This is a genomic window from Pandoraea sp. (assembly GCF_004297875.1).
In the GTDB taxonomy this organism is placed as follows: domain Bacteria; phylum Pseudomonadota; class Gammaproteobacteria; order Burkholderiales; family Burkholderiaceae; genus Pandoraea.
Map to the genome: position 1 here is coordinate 37402 of NZ_SCSK01000003.1, position 17992 is coordinate 55393.

The following is a 17992-nucleotide window of genomic DNA, read 5'->3' on the forward strand; positions in this document are numbered from 1 at the left end:
GGCACCTTCGGGTGCTTTTTTCTTGGCCGTCGCAATCATCCGGAGGCTAGTAGAATAGACGACACGTTCATTCGAATAACATCGTGGCTTCCCCCCTTATTTCTCACCCAGAGCACCTGCCGGTCATCGCGACCCGCGAGGGCGAGCCGCCGGTGCCGGCCGAGCGCCTGCTGCCGACCGCCTTGCGCGATCGCTTTGCCAATCCGCCTGAATGGCAACCCGAGATCGCTGCCGAACACGGCCTTGCCCGGCTTGGCCAAGCCGTCCTGCCCCGTCAGGCGGCTGTGCTGGTGCCGCTGGTCGAGCGTGGCGAGGGGTTGACGGTATTGTTGACCCGCCGCACTGCGCACCTGAGTGCGCACGCGGGGCAAATCAGCTTCCCCGGCGGGAGTCGCGAGCCGGAAGATCCGAACCCGGTCGCCACCGCGTTGCGCGAGACGCGCGAAGAGATCGGCTTGAAGACCGAGCACGTCGAAGTTATCGGGACGCTGCCCGACTACGTTACCGGTACGGGCTTTCGCATCGCGCCGGTGGTTGGGCTGGTTGCGCCGCCTTTCGCATTGCAGGCCGATCGTCAGGAGGTCGACGAGATTTTCGAAGTGCCACTGCATTTCCTGATGAACCCCAACAATCATCAGGTGCGCCTTTTCAAGTGGCTGGTCGGGGAGCGCCATTTCTATGCCATGCCCTATCCGCGTCCGGGCGGGGGTGAGTTTTTCATCTGGGGCGCGACTGCCGCGATGCTCCGCAATTTCTATCATTTCCTCAGTGCCTGACGCCGTGTTACCTGGTGCGCAAGGCATTGCGCGGCGATCGGCGCGGCGCCGACCTGTGCTATCTTTACGTCATTCCATTCGATAATCCGATCGCATGACATTCTTCTCGGTTTTGCTGGCCCTGATTATCGAACAGGTCCGCGCGCTGTCCACACACAATCCGATCTATAACCTCGTGCGCTCGCACGCGGAGCATACCGCGCAAGGCTTCGATGCCGGCAGGGCCAAGCACGGCCTGCTCGCCTGGCTGGTGGTAGTGGTGCCGTTCGTGCTGGTCGTGGCCGTCGTCTACTACGTGCTGATGCGCATCAATATATTGCTCGGCTTCGCGTGGAACGTGCTGATCGTCTACCTCACGCTGGGTTTTCGCCAGTTCAGCCATTACTTCACCGACATCCACCTCGCCCTGAACAACGACGACCCCAACCGGGCCCGCGAAATCCTGCGACAGTGGATCGGTATCGACACGGTCGACATGCCGGTGCAGGAAGTCGTGAGAAACACACTCGTGCATGCGGTCGTTGCCTCGCATCGTCATGTTTTTGGGGTCTTTTTCTGGTTCCTGATGCCGATCGGGCCGGCCGGAGCCGTGCTCTATCGCATCTCGGAGTATCTGGCGCGCCACTGGTCCGAACCCGGCCCGGATCGCAGTCCTGAATTCAGCCAGTTTGCCCGGCGCGCTTTCTATGTGATCGACTGGATTCCCGCACGCTTGACCTCGATCGGCTTCGCGATCGTCGGCAACTTCGAGGATGCGATCTATGCGTGGCGCACCTATGCCAGGCAATGGCCCGACGGCAATGACGGCATTCTGCTCGCGGCCGGCAGCGGCGCGCTCGGCGCCCGGCTGGTTGGCCCGCTGGCCGAGCCGTCGAGCGTCGACACGCTGGACGGTGATCACGAGGCGCCGTTGCCGGTTGGCAGCGACTGCACGCCGCGAACCCTGCAGGCGGCGGTGGGCCTGGTCTGGCGTGCGGTGCTGCTATGGATGCTGCTGTTAATGATGCTGACGATTGCCGTCTGGTTCGGCTGATTTCATACGGCGCTCTACCATGGCAACTGTTGTTCGGATTCGTGCAGCAGTTGTGCATAGAGTGCGTGACGCCGAAGGGTGATGCGGCCGTCGGCCAGTGCTGCCAGGATCGCGCAGCCGGGCTCCTTGGTGTGGTGACAGTTGTAGAACCGGCATCCCGTGAGCAGCAGACGAAACTCTGGAAAGGCCCGCTCCAGCTGCCCCTCGCTCAAATGATGCAGGCCGAACTCCTGAAAACCCGGGGAATCGATCAGCGCGCCCCCGCCCGGCAAATGAAACAGCCGCGTGAAGGTCGTGGTGTGGCGCCCTGAGTTGAGCACGTGCGAAATTTCGCGCGTTGCCGCTTCCGCATCCGGCACCAGCAGATTGACCAGCGACGACTTGCCCATGCCCGACTGTCCCAGCAGCAGCGTGGCGCGATCGGCCAAAGCCGGCAGCAGGCGGGCCTGTGCCTCCTGCGGCGCCTGCTTGATCGAGACTTCGACGACCTCATAACCCAGCGCCTGATATGGCGCCAGGCGCTCGCGCGCGGCCGGTAGCGCGCCGGCCACGTCGGTCTTGTTGAGCACGATCAGCGGCGCGAGTTCGTGAGCCTCCGCCGCGACCAGCGCGCGTCCGAGCAGATCCTCGCTGAACGAGGGCTGCGTGGCGAGCATGATCAGCAGGCGATCGATATTGGCGGCGAAGAGCTTGCTCTTGAACTGATCCGAGCGATACAGCAGGTTGCGGCGCGGCAAAATGTCCTCGATCACACCCTGGTCGGCGGCGGTGCGCTGCAGTGCGACCCGATCGCCCACCGCGACGGCGCTCTTCTTGCCGCGCGGAAAGCACAGCAGCGTCTCGCTAGTGTCATCGAGCTCCACCGCATAGTGCCGGCCATGCGCGGCCACGACTCGGCCCGCCAACGCGGCGACCGGCGCCGCGGCGGATTTTCCCCGGGGAGCGGACGCGCGCTTCATGCGTGCGAGAGCAGCCGGTCGATGCGTTGCGAGGCAGGCGGATGAGAATAATAGAACGCTGTGTAGAGCGGATCGGGCGTCAAGGTCGACGCGTTATCCTGATATAGCTTGACCAATGCGTTGACGAGATCGGTGGCGCCCGTCTGCTGGGCGGCGAACGCATCGGCCTGGAATTCGTGCCGCCGCGACGACAGGCTGCCCAGCGGGCTGAAGAAAAAACCGAACACGGGCAGCACCAGGAAAAACAATACCAGCGCCAGGCCAGCGTTGCTGCCGGTCAACGATGGCATGACGCCCAGTTGGATATAGAACCAGGTGCGGCCCGACAGCCAGCCGAGCAGCGCCAGAAACACCAGGCTCAGCGCGAAGGTCACGACGATTCGCTTGAGCACGTGGCGATGCTTGAAATGCCCCAGCTCGTGCGCGAGCACCGCTTCGACTTCGGTAGGCGAGAGCCGACTGAGCAGCGTATCGAAAAACACGATCCGCTTGGCCGCGCCAAAGCCGGTGAAGTAGGCATTGCCATGCGCCGAGCGGCGGCTGCCATCCATCACGAACAGCCCTTTGGCGGCAAAGCCGCACCGTTTCATCAGCGCCTCGATACGGGCCTTCAGCGCTTCATCATTGAGCGGCTCGAATTTATTGAAAAGCGGCGCGATCACAGTCGGGTACAGCACCAGCACCACGAGATTGAACGCCACCCACACGGCCCAGGCATAAAGCCACCACCACTGGCCAGCCTGCGTCATCAGCCACAGCACGGCCAGCAACAGGGGCACGCCCAGGATGACGCCGACCAGGGCCGACTTCAGCAGGTCGGCAATGAACAGGCCAAGCGTCATGCGATTGAAACCGAAGCGCTGCTCGATGACAAACTGACGAATATAGGCGAACGGCAAATCGACGATGCCGGAGATCACCAGCACGGCGCCAACCAGCACGACCTGCGCCAGGATGCCCTGTCCCAGCCATTCGATGACCCCCACATGCAACCATTGCAACCCGCCCAGCAGGGTCCAGGCCAGCAACAGAACGCCCTGCGCCAGTGTCTCCCACACGCCGAGCCGGGTGCGGGCTATCGTGTAGTCGGCCGCGCGCTGGTGATCGCTCAGTGCGATGGTTGCCGCGAACTGAGCCGGCACGGCGCCGCGATGCTGCGCCACATAGCGTACTTGCCGCACGGCCAGCCAGAGCTTCGCAATCACCATCGCCAGCAGGAAAAACACAAAAAGGTAAGTAAACATCCGGATTTGCTGACTCGTCGAGGAGGAATGCTCGAATTATAGATTCTTTCGCCGCTGCTCTCCGGCTTGCCCGCCGTGAAATCGGTAAAGCGCGCCAAAACGCGCGTATTCGGGCAAAATGGCAGCCTGTTCCGACCCGCCAGGCCTATGCCTGCGGCGGATCCAATCCGACTATTTTTCAGAGCCCCATGTCAGACACGCCAACCACACCCGCGGCCGCCACGCCCGCGACTTCGCCGGACGCGCAGCCCGCCATTGTCAAGAATGAGTTTCACCTTATCTGGGTCGATATGGAAATGACCGGCCTGCAGCCCGAGCAGGACCGCATCATCGAGGTCGCCGTGGTGGTGACAGATTCGGAGCTGAACTTGCTGGCCGAAGGCCCGGTGTTGGCGATCCATCAGTCCGACGCCGTGCTCGACGGCATGGACAACTGGAACAAGACCACCCATGGCCGCTCCGGGCTGATCGATCGCGTCAAGGCCTCGGGCATCGGCGAGCCGCAGGCCGAAGACCTGCTGCTGGCGTTTCTCGCGCAGTACGTGCCGGCCGGCAAATCGCCGATGTGCGGCAATTCGATCTGCCAGGACCGCCGCTTCATGGCGCGCTACATGCCGCGCCTGGAAGCGTTTTTCCATTACCGCAATCTCGACGTCAGCACGGTCAAGGAACTCTGCCGGCGCTGGCAGCCGCAGATCGCCAAAGGGTTCAACAAGCGCGGCATGCACACCGCGCTGGCCGATATCCACGAATCGATCGACGAGCTGAAATACTATCGCGAGCACTTCATCGGCCAGCCTGGCGCGGTTGCCGTCAGCCAATCCTGAGACACGGTGCGGCGCTCACGTGGTGTGCCACCACTGCCAGAGCGCCGACGCCAGCAGCAGGGTGCCGGTAAAAAACAAAATAATCAGCAGCACGCGGCGAAACGCCAGGTCGCTTAGCCGTACATACAGCCGCGCGCCCAGGCCGGCGCTGATCAACGCCGTCGGCAACAGCAGCGCGAACAGCCGCAGCACTTCGCCGGTCAGCAAGCCGTTGAAGAGATAGACGACCAGCGTCAGTGACTGCATCGCAATGAAGAAGCTCTGACACACCGCGCGCTGCACGTCCTTGGGCCAATTGCGCAGGATGCACCACAAGGTCGGCACCGGGCCGATTAGCCCGGCGATTCCGCCGAGCACCCCGGCCACGGCGCCGATCGCGCCGTCGGCCTTGCGTCCGCCCCAGCGAATGCCGGGCAAACTGGCGGACCAGAGCATCAGCGGGCAGTACACGAAAAGCAACGCGCCCACTGTCATGCGTAGCCACAGCGGGTCCAGATATGGCAGCAGGCTCGCGCCCACCGGCACGCCAATTACGCCGCCCGCGATAAACGGCCACACCATCGAGGGGCGAATACTATGCCGCACGGTGCGGATCGTCAGCAACTGCCCCGACAGCGACCCCACGACCAGCATGGGGCCGATGAGTTGCGGCTTGATGGTCCAGGCCCAGAACACCATGGCCACTAGTCCGAAAGCAAATCCCGCCAGGCCGGAAATGAAGCCGCCGACGGCCGAGCCGATCAGCACCAGGACGGCGGTCTGGCTCATGCGGCCAGCAGCGATTGTCCAGGCTGCACGCGCGTGAACTTGACCGGTTCGTGCGATACGCTCAAATCGTCTCCGGCGCGTGCGGCTTCACGCGCGCGCACGACCGTATAGGTCGAGGTCGCGAGATCGCCCGCCTCGGGGTGATCGTCGCGGAAATGCGCGCCGCGGGAATCCTTGCGCGCCAGCGCCGCGGCGACAATTGCGCGGCTCACGGCAATCAGATTGTCGAGGTTGAGCCAGTCGTGCCAGGTCAGATGAAACGTGCGCGCCCCGTCGTCGATGCCGCAACGATCCAGCCGCGCGGCCAGCTCGGCCAGCGTATCCCCGGCGCGCGTCAGGCCCGCAGCGGTGCGAATGATGCCGGCGTCCTGCCACATGGTTTCATACAGCGCATCGCGAATCGCCTGCAGTTGCCCCGCCGGTTGACGGAACGGGTGCTCGCTGCGCGCGATCGTGCGGACAATGGCGTCCTCGTCCGGCGCGCGCCAATCGCTGTGGCCGATCCACGCCGCCATGGCGTCGCCGGCGATACCGCCGAATACAGTGGAGTTGGCCACGCCGTTGCCGCCGAGGCGATTGGCGCCATGCACGCCGCCGGTGTCTTCACCCGCCGCGAACAGGCCGGGGAGTTCGGTCGCGCCGTCGGTCTCGAACATCACGCCGCCCATCATGTAGTGCGCGGTGGGCACCACCTCGACCCGCCCACCGGCCAGATCGAAACCGCAATCGGCACAACGTTCCACCATGCCCTTGAATTGGCGGCGCACATTCTCCGGCCCCAGGTGCGCCATGCTGATGTACACGCCGCCATTCGGGCTCACCTGGCCCGCGAGCATTTCGCGATAAATCGAGCGCGACACGATGTCGCGCGTGGCGCGCTCGGCGCGGGCGTCATAGCGCGCCATGAAGCGCTCGCCGGCGCCGTTGAGCAAATATCCGCCAGCGCCGCGCAGGCCCTCCTCGAGCACCGTGCCGGTCATGCGGGTGTGCTGCCCGGCCAACAGGCCGGTCGGATGGAACTGCACCATTTCCAGGTCACGCAACGGCAGCCCGCTTTGCAGCGCCATCGCCAGGCCGTCGCAACTCTTGTCGCCGCTGGGGGTGTGGTACTTGTACATCGTCGGACCGCCCCCGGTGGCGAGCAGCACCGCGCGTGCCTGCACGAAAACGTAGGCGCCGCTGCGCACGTCGATCATCAGTACGCCGGCCAGTGACGTGCCATCGCTCGAACGGATCAGCGCGATGGCGCGATGCTCCTCCAGCCGGTCGATGCCGGCCGCCCAAACCTGCTCGGCCAGCCGGCCGATGATCTCGATGCCGGTCAGGTCGCCCTTGTGAACCGTGCGATCGAACGTCTGGCCGGCGAACGCCTTTTGATGCAGGGTACCGTCCGGGTTGCGATCGAAAAAGCAGCCGATTTCGTTCTCGAGTTCGTGTACGCGCTCGACCGCGCCGTTGACCAGCGTCCAGGCCAGTTCCTGATTGGGCAGCCACTTGCCGCCCTCGATGGTGTCCATGAAATGCCGCTCGATCGAGTCGCCCTCGGCCAGCGCCACGTTATAGCCGCCCTGGACCATGCGGGTGCAGCCGCATTTGCCAAGCAGTCCCTTGACGGCGATCGTCACGCGTAGCGCCGGCGCGGCGCGCTTGGCATGCAGCGCGGCAAACAGCCCCGCGCCGCCCGCGCCGAGAATCAGGATATCGGTCTGGATACGACGCAGCGGCAGGCTCATGAGCGTACTCCGAGGGCCGCCAGCGCATCGGCGCGCCGCGCCTGGGCCTGAGCCGCCACGTCGGCATAAAGACTGCCGCCGTGACTGTCCATGCCCACCAGCAACGGGCCGAAATCGCGGATGCGGAACCGCCACAGCGACTCCGGATTGAGGTCGTCGAGATCGACGTCCTCGATCGCTTCGATCCACGTCGTCTCGAGCGCGGCAGCCCCCCCCACGATCGCCAGATAAGCGCCGCCCAATTCCGCGAAGGCGTCGAGCGAGTCGCTGCCCAGGCCCCCTTTGCCGATGATCAGGCGCACGCCCAACTGCGTCATCAATGGCCGTGTGAAACGCTCCATGCGCGCGCTGGTGGTCGTGCCGATGCACACCGGCGCGTAGCCGGCTGGATACTGCGGTGACGGCGGCACGCGCCGCACGTTGGGCGCGGTGTGGATCGCCGCGCCGCCGCGCATGTCGAAGCGGGTCGTGCGGCCATGATCGAACATCGCAATCTGGTTGGCATCGCGAATGCCGAACAGCGTGCCGTTGAGCGTGACCGTGTCGCCCGCGCGCAGCGAGCGCACGGCGGCTTCGTCGATCGGCAGCGTAATGTCGTGATGCGCCATGGCGCCTCCTCAATGCAGACGACGTTATTCGTAAGCCACGCCGGCCGGCGTAAAGCGCGCGAGCGCGCGTCGCGCCGAGTGGCATTGCATATTGACCGCGACCGGGTTGAGCGTGATGTGCGTGTGGGCCACCTCGACATGCACGGCAAACGCGGTGGCGTCTCCGCCCAGCCCCTGGGCGCCGACGCCCAGCGTGTTGACCACGTTCGACAGTTGCGTCTCGAGCGCGCGTCCCTCCGGATCCTCGCAATGCGAGCCGAGCGGACGGGTCGCGGCGATTTTGGCCAGATGCACGCAGAGATCGGCGGTGCCGCCGACGCCGACGCCGACGATGGTCGGCGGGCAGGTCTTGCCGCCGGCCGACAGCACGCAATCGACGACAAACGTCTTGATGGCATCGACGCCCTCGGCGGGCAGCGCCATCTTCAGCCAGGAATTGTTCTCCGAGCCGCTGCCTTTCGGGATCATCTCCAGCGTCAGGCAGTCGGGCGCCTCGCAAAAATCGATATGAATGACCGGGATGCGCGTGCCGCACGACGTGTGCAGATTCTGCCGGGTCAGCGGGTGCACGACCGATGAGCGTAGCGGATGCTCGCGCGTGGCGCGCGCCACTCCGCTGGCAATCGCTTCCTTCAGAGCCCAGCCGTCGAACTCGACGCCGCGGCCGACGACCACGTTGTATATCGGAATGCCGGTGTCCTGACACAGCAGATTATCGGTTTGCTCGGCCACCGCGATATTACGCACCATGGTGTCGAGCACGCGGCGCCCGGTGGCGCTGCGCTCGTTCGCCTGCAGGCGGCTGAAGCCCGCCTTGATGTCGTCGGGCAGGATTTTCAGCGCGCGAATATAAAGCAGGCGGGCGGCTTCTTCCACCGCCGCTGGATCGACTTTCATCGGGAGAACTCCTCCATCAGGATTGCATGCCCCAGCGCTGCACGGTGTGCCGTTCGATCACGCGGAAGATCAGATTCTCGATCGCCAGGCCAATCAGGATCACCGTGAGCAGGCCGGCAAAGACGTTGGCAATATCCAGCAGATTCTTGTTTTCATAGATAAACCAGCCCAGCCCGCCGGAGCCCGAACTCACGCCGAACACCAGTTCAGCGGCGATCAGCGTGCGCCAGGCAAAGGCCCAACCGATCTTGAGCCCGGTCAGGATGCTGGGGAACGCCGCTGGCATGAGGATCTTCGTGATATAGGCTGGCCCACGCAAACCGTAGTTGCGCCCCACCATCTTCAGCGTGGTGCTGACCGACGAAAATCCCGAGTGCGTATTGAGCGCAACCGACCAGGTCACCGAGTGGATCAGCACGAACACGATGCTGCCGGTGCCGAGTCCGAACCAGATCAGCGCCAGCGGCAGCAGGGCGATGGCCGGCAGCGGGTTGAGCATCGAGGTCATGGTCTCCAGAAAGTCCGTGCCGATGCGCGACGAAATGGCCAGCGCGGTGAGCAGCCCCGCCAGCACGACGCCCGCCGCGTAGCCGATCAGCAGCACGTGGATGGACGCCCATGAGCGATGCAGCAGTTCGCCGCTGAGCATGCCCTTGAAAAACGCTTCGAAAGTCGCGCTCAGGGTGGGCAAGAGCAGAGAATTGTTGAGCGCGCGGCCGTAACCCTCCCAGATCAATGCCAGCACCAGCAGGATGAACAGCTTGCGCAGCCAGCCCTGGTTGTACAGCTTCTCGAAACCCGACAAAGGCTTTTCCACCACGCTGAACTGCTTGGCTTCGGCTTCCTGGCGCACGATTTCATCGCGCGGGACTGGCACCCCCAGCGAGACGCGACTTGAATTCAAGGTGCCATCAGACATTCTCGGTCTCCTTGATGGTTTCGGCGAACAGCATCTGCTGAATGCGCTGTTCCAGCGCCAACGCCGATGCACTGTCGGTCGCGGTGTTGAGCTCGGCCCGCACCTGTCCGGGGTGGGGCGAGAGCAGCAGAATCCGGCTGCCGATCTTGATGGCCTCCGGGATCGAATGGGTGACGAACAGCACCGTGAACCGTGTGTCCTCCCACAGCGCCAGCAACTCGTCCTGCATCTTGCGACGCGTTAGCGCGTCGAGTGCGGCAAACGGCTCGTCCATCAGCAGGATGTCGGGCTCCATGGCCATGCCGCGCGCGATCGCCACGCGTTGCTTCATGCCGCCCGACAGCGTATGCGGATAGTTGTCGGCAAACTTCGTCAGCCCCACCTTGTCGATGTAGTGCATGGCGCGCTCGCGCATTGCGTGGCGATCCAGGCGCTGGGTCGATTCGAGCGGAAACAGCACGTTTTCGCGCACCGTTTTCCAGGGCAACAACTGATCGAACTCCTGGAACACCATCATGCGATCGGGACCGGGCTTGCGGATCAACTGCCCCTTCAGTCGCATCTCCCCCTCGGTGGGCGTGAGATAGCCGCCCACCGCCTTGAGCAGCGTCGACTTCCCGCAGCCGGACGGGCCGAGCAGAATGAAGCGATCTCCCTTGAACACCTGGAAACTGACGCGGTAGGTCGCCATCACCAAATGACGTGGCGTTTTATATTGCAGTGTGACGCCCGCCACATCGAGCAACGCTTGCGAATGACTCATGCGGTGAATCCTCGTGGGTGAAATGTCAGCTGCCGTTGGCGTTCTGGATCGTCGGGAAAAACATATCTTTCCAACTGGCGGGCTGCTTGCCGATCAAACCCGTGCTTTTCATGAACGTTGCATACTTCATCACGTTCTGCGGCACCGTGGTGAACGACACATCAGGGTTGTCGATCATCTTCTCGATCTCGGCGGGGTCGCCTTTTTGCTTGCTAAGGCGCAGGTAAGTCTCGGCGGCCCACTTCTTGTCATGGTTGATCATGTCGATCGATTGTTGCAGCGCGCTCATGAATGCCTTGATCAGCTTGGGGTTCTGCTGATAAAAAGCCTTGGTGCACCACACCAGATTGAAAGTCGACTTGCCGCCCAGCACGTCGTAGGAATTGAGCACCGTGTGAATGCCGGGCTTTTGCAGTTCCTGCTCCTGGAATGGCGGCGAGCCGAAATGCGCGTCGATTTCGCTGGCGCCCGACATCAGTGCCTGCTGGGCGTCGGGGTGCGAGAGCGATACCGTCAAATGATCGAGCACGTTCTGCTTGCCGGGCCCGAACGCCTGCAGCGCGGCCATTTGCAATGTGATGGCCTGGATCGACACCTTGGCCGCGGGCAGGGCGATCTTGTCCTTGTCGGTGAAATCCTTGATGGTCTTGACGGCGGGGTTGCTGGTGTTGAGCAGCAGCGGCATCGAATTGATCGACGACAGCGCCCGCACTTCGAGCGGCGTATTCGCCGTCTTGGCCCACATCATGACCATCGGTCCCACCCCGCCCGAGGCGATCTGCAACGAACCGGAGAGCAGTGCATCGTTCATGACGTTGCCGCCAGCGAACTTCACCCAGGAAACCTTCAGGTCGGGTATGCCTTCGGCAGCCGCCTGTTTTTCCATTAACTTCTGGTCTTGCATGATCATCAGCGGCAAGTAACTGACGCCATACTCCTGCGCGATCTTGATTTCGCTCATTTCGGCATGCGCGGCGGCGCAGGCGACAATAAGCAAGCCAGCCAATAGGGAACGACACACTTTCATGGTTCTTTCCTCCGAGTTGCGGACAGATGCCGCGTCATACCGCCGATGCGTGATCAGCGGATCAGGACCAACAGATAAGCCAAGCCAAACAGCGTCGTAAAAGCGATAGCAAGAGTCGATAGGGTTTTTTGCAAGGCGTGCCAGGCGAGGAATTCAATGCATAAAACGCGTATGCCAGCGGCCAAATGTGCGGCCAATGCAACCACCACGGCCCACTCCAGGACTCTCACTGCAGGCGTGCGCGTGACGTCGAGCAGTGTCTGTAGTGGCGCGGCACCCGTCAATGCCTGACCCAGCACCAGAAAATGCAGCGGTAGAAAGAACGCCAGCGCCAGCCCGGATAAGCGATGCGCCAGATAGAGCCGCCACGACCCGGGACGTTGCAGAGATTTCGTATGCGCGCTCATGCGCCCCCCCAACACACGGCATATACCGCGCGCAGTCCCAGTGCGGCGAGCGCGGCGCCGTAGAGCAGGCAGGCCAGATCGAGGCCGCGCCCGCGCCAACGGGTCCATTCCAGCAAGATGTTGCGCAGGCCGAGCGGTGCGTGAATCGCCACCGCTATCACGAAGGTGCCGTAAAACATCGTCCATGGCAGGCTGGCCCGCGTGCGGCCCAGAATCGCCGCAGCGCTCAGCCCATGACGCACGGCAAATATCAAGGTGGCCAGATGGACGGCCACGCAGCATGCCAGCACCATCGCCGTCGCACGCTGCGCGATAAAGCGCTGCATTTCGGCGCGGCGGGCAGGCGTCATGATTGACCTCGCAGCCATGCCTGCACGCCAGCTTTCTTCAACTCGGCAATGGCCCCGGTCAATGGCAGATGCTTCGGACAGTTGGCCGTGCAATTCATTTGTGTGTGGCATGACGGCGCGCCGGCGGCGTCGAGCACCGCGTCCAGGCGTGCTGCATTGCCAATGTCGCGCTCGTCGTTGACCAGACTCCAGGCTCGATTCAGCGCCGCCGGGCCGAGATAGTCGGGCCGTTGCGCAACCACGTCGCATGAGGCATAGCAAACGCCGCAGCCGATGCATTCGATGCTGGCGTCGGCCGCGCGGCGCGCCTTGCTCGCGGGCTGCACCGGCGCCACCTCGTCATGTCGTGTGCGGGCGCCCTGGAAGCGTCCATGCGCCTGTGTCAGCTTGTCGAAAAAAACCGACATGTCGGCGACCAGATCGCGAATCACCGGCAGGTTGCGCAGCGGGCGCAATTCCAGCGTATCGCCTTGCATGACGTCGGCCACATGCGTGCGGCAGGTCCAGCGCGGGCGGCCGTTGACCATCATCGCGCAGGAGCCGCACATGCCGACCCGGCACGCGAAGCGATAGGACAGGGTGGGGTCTTGCGTGCGCTGGATTTCGGTCACCACATCCAGCACCGTCTGGCTGGTCAGGCGAGGCACGGTGAAGCGTTGCAGATGACCACCCGCAACATCACCACGCCATACATCGACGGCAAGCATCGCTGACATCGTGTCTCCTGTCGGTGTTTTTATTGTTGTTATTTAAATCATATGTATGTGTTGCAGTATAGGCCAACGCCCCATGCGCCGCAACTGCTGCGCCGACATGGCGGCGACTACGCGGCGCTTTCTCCGGCCAGGTCTCGCAATTGTCCGGCCAGACCCTCGGGCAGCGTGATGCCTTGCTGTTGCGCGTCGGCGCGCAGCTTGTCGCGGCGCGCGCCGGGCAAGCGCACTGCATCGTCCAATTGCATCGCAGCGATCAGATCCTCGACGCGCTGCGCATAGGCGGCGTTGCCCGCCAGTGCGCCGGGATCGACCAGCCAGAACAACTGCCCCAGGCAGGGCCGGTTGCCCGCCCCTTCGAAAAAGGAATCGGCCTCGAAGCCGAACTGCGAACCGGTGAGCGCGACGCACAGCAGTTCCACCATCAGCGCCAGCATGGCGCCCTTGACGCCGCCGAACGGCAGCATCATGCCCGCCAGCGCGGCCTTCGCATCGGTGGTTGGCTGGCCGTCGACATCGAGCGCCCAGTTCGGGGGGATCGGCTTGCCTTCCTTGGCGGCGATCATGATCTTGCCGCGCGCGACCTCCGAGAGCGACATATCGATCAGCAGCGGGCGGCCACTCGCACGCGGGAACACCGCGCCGATCGGGTTGGTGCCGAATAGCGCACGGCGGCCCTGCCAGGCAGGAATCGCGGCCGGAGAATTGCTGAATGCGAGTCCCACCATGCCAGCCTCGGCGACCGCTTCGAGGTGATAGGCGGCCATGCCGAAATGGTGACTGCGCGTGATGCCGGCCACGGCGGTGCCATGCCGGCGCGCCCGCTCGATGGCGGTGTCGATCGCCAACCGGCAGGCCGGGTAGGCCAGGCCATCGGCGGCGTCGACCAGCAATGCGGCGTCGCGACCGGCGGCCAGCCGCGGCTCTGCCTTCAGATCGACGCGCTGGTGGCGAGCGTGCTCCAGATACATCGGCAGGCGTGCCATGCCGTGCGACGGCAAGCCGCACAGCTCGGCGTAGACGAGCGCCCGCGCGGTCGTGCCGGCCGCGGCGTCGCTCGCGCCGGCGCGGCGCAGGACGCGTTCGGCCAGCTCGGTGAGTTCGGTGACAGTGAATTGGGCCATGGTCCTGAGGGCTAGGTTGCTTTCGAAGGTGTTGTGTTTTCGAGCACGGCGGCCACGCGCTGCGCCACCATCGTGCTCACACGCTGGTTGGCCTCGTGCGAGAGACCGGCGATATGCGGCGTGAGCAGCAAGTTGGGCGCGCCGGCCAGCGCGCTGCGCGCGGCCAGCGGCTCGTCCTCGAACACGTCGAGCGCCGCGCCGCCGAGGCGGCCGGCGCGCAGGGCCGCGGCCAGCGCCGTTTCATCGACCACGCCGCCGCGGGCGGTGTTGATGAGAATCGCACCGGGCTTCATCGCGCCGAGCCGGGCCGCATCGATCAGATGGCGGGTCTGCGGGGTCAGCGGCACGTGCAGTGTCACGACGTCGGCTTGCGCCAGAATATCGTCGAGCGTGGCGCGCGTGGTCCCGTTTTCCTGCCAGCAGGCGGCGTCCGGCGGCAGCACGGCGTCGCATGCGAGCACGTTCATGCCAAGCGCGTGCGCCAGGCGCGCGCTCAGTTGCCCGATACCGCCGAAACCTACAACGCCCAGCGTCTTGCCCGCGATCTCCCGCCCCCCGGACAACGCTGTGCGCGGCCAGGCACCCTGCGCGACCTGCTCGGTGGCCCGGTAGGTGCCGCGCAACAAGAGCAGCGCGCTGGCGATCACATACTCTGCCACCGCGCGCGCGTTGGCGCCGGTTGCGGGCGCCACCTCGACGCGCCGCGCCGCGCAGGCGGGCAAATCGAGATTGTCGAGCCCCACGCCAAGCCGCCCGACCACGCGCAGAAACGGGGCGCCGGCGAGCAGGGGTTCGGTAACCTGCGTGCGATTGCGTACGATCAGCGCGTCGGCGTCGCTCAGCAGCGAGGTCAGTGCGGCGGGCTGCTCCACCAGGGCGGGATCGTAGTGCACGGTAAAGCGCTCACTCAGCCACGCAACGGCGGCGTCGTCCATGAATTCGGAAATGACGATCTTCGGCATGGTTCCTCGACCCGGGGGGAAGGCGGGCGGCCGAGCCGGCGAAGCGGCCCGGCCGGTGCAGGGCGCGGCGCGCCCGTTGCGTCAGGCGCTTTCGAACAGCCGCGTGAGTACGAACTCGCGATGACCGAGCGCCTCGGCCGAGGTGAAGCGCCCGTTGGCGGTGGCCAGCATGCACTCGAGCAGCTTGTCGCCGGTCTGATCGAGATTGAGTTCGCGTTGCAGCAAGCCGGAGCAATCGACGTCGATATGCTCGGACATCGTCCGCACGGTGCGCGGGTTGGCGCACAGCTTGATGACCGGCAGGATCGGATTGCCGATCACATTGCCCTGGCCGGTCGGGAAAAAGTGCACGACATAGCCTGCCGCGGCGCACAGCGTGACCATCTCGGCGGCGGCCGACGACGAATCCATGAACCACAGCCCGGGGCCGGTGGGCGTCTCGGCCTTGTCGAGCACGCCGTCGACCTTGCACACCTTGCCGATCTTCTGAATATTGCCCAGCGCCTTTTCCTCGATCGTGGTCAAACCGCCGGCGATATTGCCTTTGGTCGGCTGGGACTCTGAGAGGTCGTCGGTTTTCCAGCGGTTGATCATGTCCTGGTAGCGATTGAACATGAACATGAATTTCTCGCGCACGGCGTCGTTGGCGCAGCGTGCCGCGACGATCTGCTCGCCGCCGGTGATCTCCGAGGTTTCGCCGAACACCAGCGTGTTGCCCAGCGGATAGAGCTTGTCGAAGGCGTTGCCCACGGTAGGATTCGAGCCGCAGCCGGAGGTCGTGTCGGATTCGCCGCACTTGGTCGAGACCCACAACTCGCCGATCGGGCATTCGGTGCGATGCAGCGCCGTCGCGTGGTGGACGAACTCCTTGGCCTTCTTCGAGGCGCGCATGATGGTGTCGTGATCGCCGTGCAATTCGATGCCGAAGCCGACCACCGGCTTGCCTGTCTTGGCAATGCCGTCGACCACCCGTTTGGTCCAGCCTTCCTCGATGCCGATGACGATCACCGCCGCGACGTTCGGGTTGCTGCCGGTGCCGATCAGCGTGCGGAAATGCAACTCCAGATCGGCGCCGAACTGCAGCCGGCCATAGGGGTGCGGGATCGCCATGGTGCCCTTGATATTGTTGGCAACCGCTTCGGCCGCGGCATTGGACAGATCGTCCACGGGCAGAATGATGACGTGGTTGCGCACGCCGACGCGCCCGTTCTCGCGCCGGTAGCCCCAGAAGGTAGTGTTTTTGTCTATGACAGCCATGATGGAATCCTCGATAGGAAATTGAGCAGGGTGGACGATGCGCGACTTACCAGCGCTTGGTCTTGATGTTGTGCACGTGGGCGTGATCGCCCGCCTTGATCGGGGCGACGACCTTGCCGATGTCCACGCCATATTTGTAGACCGTGTCGCCGACCTGCATGTCGCTCAGCGCGACCTTGTGCCCGATCGGAATGTCCTGACGTGCCTTGACCTGAATGATCTTGTCTTCGTCCATGATCCAGGCATTGAGCTCGGTGCCCGCCTGAATTCCTTCCACCACCGCCACGGCAACCGTGTCCTTGGCTTCGTGCAGTACCGCATGAATCATGATTATCTCCTCGCTTTGAATGGCGTCCTCGCCCAGGCAGTCGGCGCCGATGGGTCGTCCTGGTGAGTTGCATAGTATGCACAAGTGAGATCAATGTCAACTAAGTGATCTATATGAGTTGATTGAATTGTCCCGAATGCTAGAATAGCCGCATCCGCAGGAGACTGATTTCACTATGAACAACGATATTGCAATGCCGCACACCGCGATGATCGGCAGTACTCTGTATAAAGAGGTCAAGCGCGGCATCCTGGCGGCACTGGCCGGCGGGGAATGGAAGGCGGGCGAGGCGATCCCGGCCGAGCGCAAGCTGGGCGAGCGCTTCGGCGTATCGATCGGGACGCTGCGCAAGGCGATTGACGAGCTGGTGGCCGAAAATATTCTGATCCGCCACCAGGGGCGCGGCACCTTCGTTGCCACGCATGCGCGCGACCATCACTATTTCCGGTTCTTCCGGGTGGTCCGGCAAGATGGTTACAAAACCTATCCCACGGTCGTGCTTGAGCGTTTTCGCAAGGCCAAGGCCAGCCGCGAAGCCTGCGAGAAGCTGGGTCTGGGCACGGGGGCGAAGGTATTTCAGTTCACCAACCGGTTGATGCTCGACGACGACATCGTGATGCTCGACGAAATCACGCTGCCCGAAGCGCTGTTCGCCGGCCTGACCGAGGCCGATCTGCGGGATCGCCCGACCACGTTGTACAACCTTTACCAGGATGTCTTCGGTCTCAATGTGATTCGCACCGACGAGCGCCTGCGGGCGGGGCTTGCCGAGGGCGACTCGGCTCGCCTGCTGGGTGTGCCGAGCGGCACGCCGGTCATCGAGTTGCGCCGGATTGCGTTTTCATATCACGACCAGCCGGTCGAGTGGCGCATTTCGCGCCTGAATACCGAGAAATACGAGTATCTCGTGAGCGAGGCCGGGGCATGAGCGCGCCGCGCGCCATCGACTTCGATACGCGCAAAGCACTACTGTTTGCCCTGACCGCCGAGCGGCTTTCGGCCTTTTACGAATATGGACAGTGGATGACCGGGCCGCAGGGCGCGACCCTGGCGGCGCAATGGCTCTCGCGCTCGAAACTCCAGCTGGCGCTGGCAGAGCGCCGCCTGCTATCGGACCTGAGCGACCAAATGGCTCGTGAGTTGGCCGGCACGCTCTCGCGCGAAGCCGGGCTCTACACGGCGCACGCCATGATGGAGGCGCTCGATCCGAACCATCGCTCCGACATCGCATTCGATTTGCTCGACGAGTGCGAGCGACTGCTGCGCGAAAACGGCGTGACCGAATAGGCCGCGCCTG

21 protein-coding genes are annotated in these 17992 nt (G+C 63.9%); 5 read left to right on the plus strand and 16 right to left on the minus strand.

Translation table 11 applies throughout. From position 1 onward, the window contains the following. The first annotated feature begins 80 nt into the window (after positions 1–80). Both EPN80_RS01070 and EPN80_RS01075 read left to right on the plus strand, forming a co-directional pair. Positions 81–776 (plus strand): CoA pyrophosphatase, encoded by a 696-nt coding sequence (locus tag EPN80_RS01070; RefSeq protein WP_293022803.1) that lies wholly within the window; start codon positions 81–83, stop codon positions 774–776. 94 nt (positions 777–870) lie between these two features. Beyond that, on the plus strand, positions 871–1809 hold the full coding sequence (locus EPN80_RS01075; RefSeq protein WP_293022528.1) for a CobD/CbiB family protein: 939 nt from the start codon (positions 871–873) through the stop codon (positions 1807–1809). Between the two features lie 14 nt (positions 1810–1823). Here EPN80_RS01075 and rsgA read toward each other — a convergent pair whose 3' ends face one another. Both rsgA and EPN80_RS01085 read right to left on the minus strand, forming a co-directional pair. Continuing rightward, a complete protein-coding gene (gene rsgA, locus EPN80_RS01080; protein WP_293022531.1) occupies positions 1824–2768 on the minus strand; it encodes a ribosome small subunit-dependent GTPase A in 945 nt (314 codons plus the stop codon). Then, positions 2765–4012 (minus strand): M48 family metallopeptidase, encoded by a 1248-nt coding sequence (locus EPN80_RS01085; RefSeq protein ID WP_293022534.1) that lies wholly within the window; start codon positions 4010–4012, stop codon positions 2765–2767. The genes rsgA and EPN80_RS01085 overlap by 4 nt, the downstream gene beginning before the upstream one ends. A gap of 188 nt (positions 4013–4200) precedes the next feature. Here EPN80_RS01085 and orn point away from each other — a divergent pair, with 188 nt between their 5' ends. After that, a complete protein-coding gene (gene orn / locus EPN80_RS01090) occupies positions 4201–4839 on the plus strand; it encodes an oligoribonuclease (RefSeq protein ID WP_293022537.1) in 639 nt (212 codons plus the stop codon). A 15-nt stretch (positions 4840–4854) separates the two neighbouring features. Here the strand turns inward: orn and EPN80_RS01095 are convergent, their stop codons facing one another. The 14 genes from EPN80_RS01095 to EPN80_RS01160 all read right to left on the minus strand — a co-directional run bounded on the left by EPN80_RS01095 (position 4855) and on the right by EPN80_RS01160 (position 16695). Then, positions 4855–5607 (minus strand): sulfite exporter TauE/SafE family protein, encoded by a 753-nt coding sequence (locus EPN80_RS01095; RefSeq protein ID WP_293022540.1) that lies wholly within the window; start codon positions 5605–5607, stop codon positions 4855–4857. Beyond that, complete coding sequence (locus tag EPN80_RS01100) at positions 5604–7340, minus strand: FAD-binding protein (protein ID WP_293022543.1); 1737 nt, start codon at positions 7338–7340, stop codon at positions 5604–5606. Before EPN80_RS01100 ends, EPN80_RS01095 begins: the two co-directional genes overlap by 4 nt. Beyond that, positions 7337–7948 (minus strand): fumarate hydratase C-terminal domain-containing protein, encoded by a 612-nt coding sequence (locus EPN80_RS01105; protein WP_293022546.1) that lies wholly within the window; start codon positions 7946–7948, stop codon positions 7337–7339. Before EPN80_RS01105 ends, EPN80_RS01100 begins: the two co-directional genes overlap by 4 nt. Positions 7949–7972: 24 nt before the next feature. Next, positions 7973–8845 (minus strand): fumarate hydratase, encoded by an 873-nt coding sequence (locus EPN80_RS01110; protein ID WP_293022548.1) that lies wholly within the window; start codon positions 8843–8845, stop codon positions 7973–7975. A gap of 16 nt (positions 8846–8861) precedes the next feature. Next, positions 8862–9764, minus strand: a complete 903-nt coding sequence (locus EPN80_RS01115; RefSeq protein ID WP_293022549.1) for an ABC transporter permease — start codon at positions 9762–9764, stop codon at positions 8862–8864. Beyond that, the gene (locus EPN80_RS01120) at positions 9757–10527 is read right to left on the minus strand and encodes an ABC transporter ATP-binding protein (RefSeq protein WP_293022552.1); all 771 of its coding nucleotides are present in this window, start codon (positions 10525–10527) and stop codon (positions 9757–9759) included. The genes EPN80_RS01115 and EPN80_RS01120 overlap by 8 nt, the downstream gene beginning before the upstream one ends. 25 nt (positions 10528–10552) lie before the next feature. Next, the gene (locus tag EPN80_RS01125; RefSeq protein ID WP_293022555.1) at positions 10553–11554 is read right to left on the minus strand and encodes an ABC transporter substrate-binding protein; all 1002 of its coding nucleotides are present in this window, start codon (positions 11552–11554) and stop codon (positions 10553–10555) included. Positions 11555–11607: 53 nt separating this feature from the next. Then, entirely contained in the window at positions 11608–11961 is a 354-nt protein-coding gene (locus EPN80_RS01130; protein WP_293022558.1) for a succinate dehydrogenase, read from the minus strand. Continuing rightward, positions 11958–12311, minus strand: coding sequence for a succinate dehydrogenase (locus EPN80_RS01135; protein ID WP_293022561.1), 354 nt, complete (start codon positions 12309–12311; stop codon positions 11958–11960). Before EPN80_RS01135 ends, EPN80_RS01130 begins: the two co-directional genes overlap by 4 nt. Further along, positions 12308–13027 (minus strand): succinate dehydrogenase/fumarate reductase iron-sulfur subunit, encoded by a 720-nt coding sequence (locus EPN80_RS01140; RefSeq protein WP_293022564.1) that lies wholly within the window; start codon positions 13025–13027, stop codon positions 12308–12310. Before EPN80_RS01140 ends, EPN80_RS01135 begins: the two co-directional genes overlap by 4 nt. A gap of 107 nt (positions 13028–13134) precedes the next feature. Next, entirely contained in the window at positions 13135–14148 is a 1014-nt protein-coding gene (locus EPN80_RS01145; protein ID WP_293022567.1) for an Ldh family oxidoreductase, read from the minus strand. A gap of 11 nt (positions 14149–14159) precedes the next feature. Beyond that, the gene (locus tag EPN80_RS01150) at positions 14160–15110 is read right to left on the minus strand and encodes a hydroxyacid dehydrogenase (protein WP_293022570.1); all 951 of its coding nucleotides are present in this window, start codon (positions 15108–15110) and stop codon (positions 14160–14162) included. A gap of 81 nt (positions 15111–15191) precedes the next feature. Continuing rightward, a complete protein-coding gene (locus tag EPN80_RS01155; protein ID WP_293022573.1) occupies positions 15192–16367 on the minus strand; it encodes a UxaA family hydrolase in 1176 nt (391 codons plus the stop codon). A gap of 46 nt (positions 16368–16413) precedes the next feature. Further along, positions 16414–16695, minus strand: a complete 282-nt coding sequence (locus EPN80_RS01160; protein WP_047214496.1) for a UxaA family hydrolase — start codon at positions 16693–16695, stop codon at positions 16414–16416. A 175-nt stretch (positions 16696–16870) separates the two neighbouring features. On the opposite strand from EPN80_RS01160, the gene EPN80_RS01165 reads away from it, so the two are divergent. Continuing rightward, entirely contained in the window at positions 16871–17623 is a 753-nt protein-coding gene (locus EPN80_RS01165; protein WP_293022579.1) for a GntR family transcriptional regulator, read from the plus strand. After that, positions 17620–17982 (plus strand): hypothetical protein, encoded by a 363-nt coding sequence (locus EPN80_RS01170; RefSeq protein WP_293022582.1) that lies wholly within the window; start codon positions 17620–17622, stop codon positions 17980–17982. The genes EPN80_RS01165 and EPN80_RS01170 overlap by 4 nt, the downstream gene beginning before the upstream one ends. Positions 17983–17992 lie beyond the last annotated feature (10 nt).

What these genes read in the sequence shown, in the direction of transcription:
- EPN80_RS01075 (WP_293022528.1), top strand. Translation starts at nt 871, where the DNA reads ATGACATTCTTCTCGGTTTTGCTGGCCCTGATTATCGAACAGGTCCGC.
- rsgA (WP_293022531.1), bottom strand. Translation starts at nt 2,768, where the DNA reads ATGAAGCGCGCGTCCGCTCCCCGGGGAAAATCCGCCGCGGCGCCGGTC.
- EPN80_RS01085 (WP_293022534.1), bottom strand. Translation starts at nt 4,012, where the DNA reads ATGTTTACTTACCTTTTTGTGTTTTTCCTGCTGGCGATGGTGATTGCG.
- orn (WP_293022537.1), top strand. Translation starts at nt 4,201, where the DNA reads ATGTCAGACACGCCAACCACACCCGCGGCCGCCACGCCCGCGACTTCG.
- EPN80_RS01095 (WP_293022540.1), bottom strand. Translation starts at nt 5,607, where the DNA reads ATGAGCCAGACCGCCGTCCTGGTGCTGATCGGCTCGGCCGTCGGCGGC.
- EPN80_RS01100 (WP_293022543.1), bottom strand. Translation starts at nt 7,340, where the DNA reads ATGAGCCTGCCGCTGCGTCGTATCCAGACCGATATCCTGATTCTCGGC.
- EPN80_RS01105 (WP_293022546.1), bottom strand. Translation starts at nt 7,948, where the DNA reads ATGGCGCATCACGACATTACGCTGCCGATCGACGAAGCCGCCGTGCGC.
- EPN80_RS01110 (WP_293022548.1), bottom strand. Translation starts at nt 8,845, where the DNA reads ATGAAAGTCGATCCAGCGGCGGTGGAAGAAGCCGCCCGCCTGCTTTAT.
- EPN80_RS01115 (WP_293022549.1), bottom strand. Translation starts at nt 9,764, where the DNA reads ATGTCTGATGGCACCTTGAATTCAAGTCGCGTCTCGCTGGGGGTGCCA.
- EPN80_RS01120 (WP_293022552.1), bottom strand. Translation starts at nt 10,527, where the DNA reads ATGAGTCATTCGCAAGCGTTGCTCGATGTGGCGGGCGTCACACTGCAA.
- EPN80_RS01125 (WP_293022555.1), bottom strand. Translation starts at nt 11,554, where the DNA reads ATGAAAGTGTGTCGTTCCCTATTGGCTGGCTTGCTTATTGTCGCCTGC.
- EPN80_RS01130 (WP_293022558.1), bottom strand. Translation starts at nt 11,961, where the DNA reads ATGAGCGCGCATACGAAATCTCTGCAACGTCCCGGGTCGTGGCGGCTC.
- EPN80_RS01135 (WP_293022561.1), bottom strand. Translation starts at nt 12,311, where the DNA reads ATGACGCCTGCCCGCCGCGCCGAAATGCAGCGCTTTATCGCGCAGCGT.
- EPN80_RS01140 (WP_293022564.1), bottom strand. Translation starts at nt 13,027, where the DNA reads ATGTCAGCGATGCTTGCCGTCGATGTATGGCGTGGTGATGTTGCGGGT.
- EPN80_RS01145 (WP_293022567.1), bottom strand. Translation starts at nt 14,148, where the DNA reads ATGGCCCAATTCACTGTCACCGAACTCACCGAGCTGGCCGAACGCGTC.
- EPN80_RS01150 (WP_293022570.1), bottom strand. Translation starts at nt 15,110, where the DNA reads ATGCCGAAGATCGTCATTTCCGAATTCATGGACGACGCCGCCGTTGCG.
- EPN80_RS01155 (WP_293022573.1), bottom strand. Translation starts at nt 16,367, where the DNA reads ATGGCTGTCATAGACAAAAACACTACCTTCTGGGGCTACCGGCGCGAG.
- EPN80_RS01160 (WP_047214496.1), bottom strand. Translation starts at nt 16,695, where the DNA reads ATGATTCATGCGGTACTGCACGAAGCCAAGGACACGGTTGCCGTGGCG.
- EPN80_RS01165 (WP_293022579.1), top strand. Translation starts at nt 16,871, where the DNA reads ATGAACAACGATATTGCAATGCCGCACACCGCGATGATCGGCAGTACT.
- EPN80_RS01170 (WP_293022582.1), top strand. Translation starts at nt 17,620, where the DNA reads ATGAGCGCGCCGCGCGCCATCGACTTCGATACGCGCAAAGCACTACTG.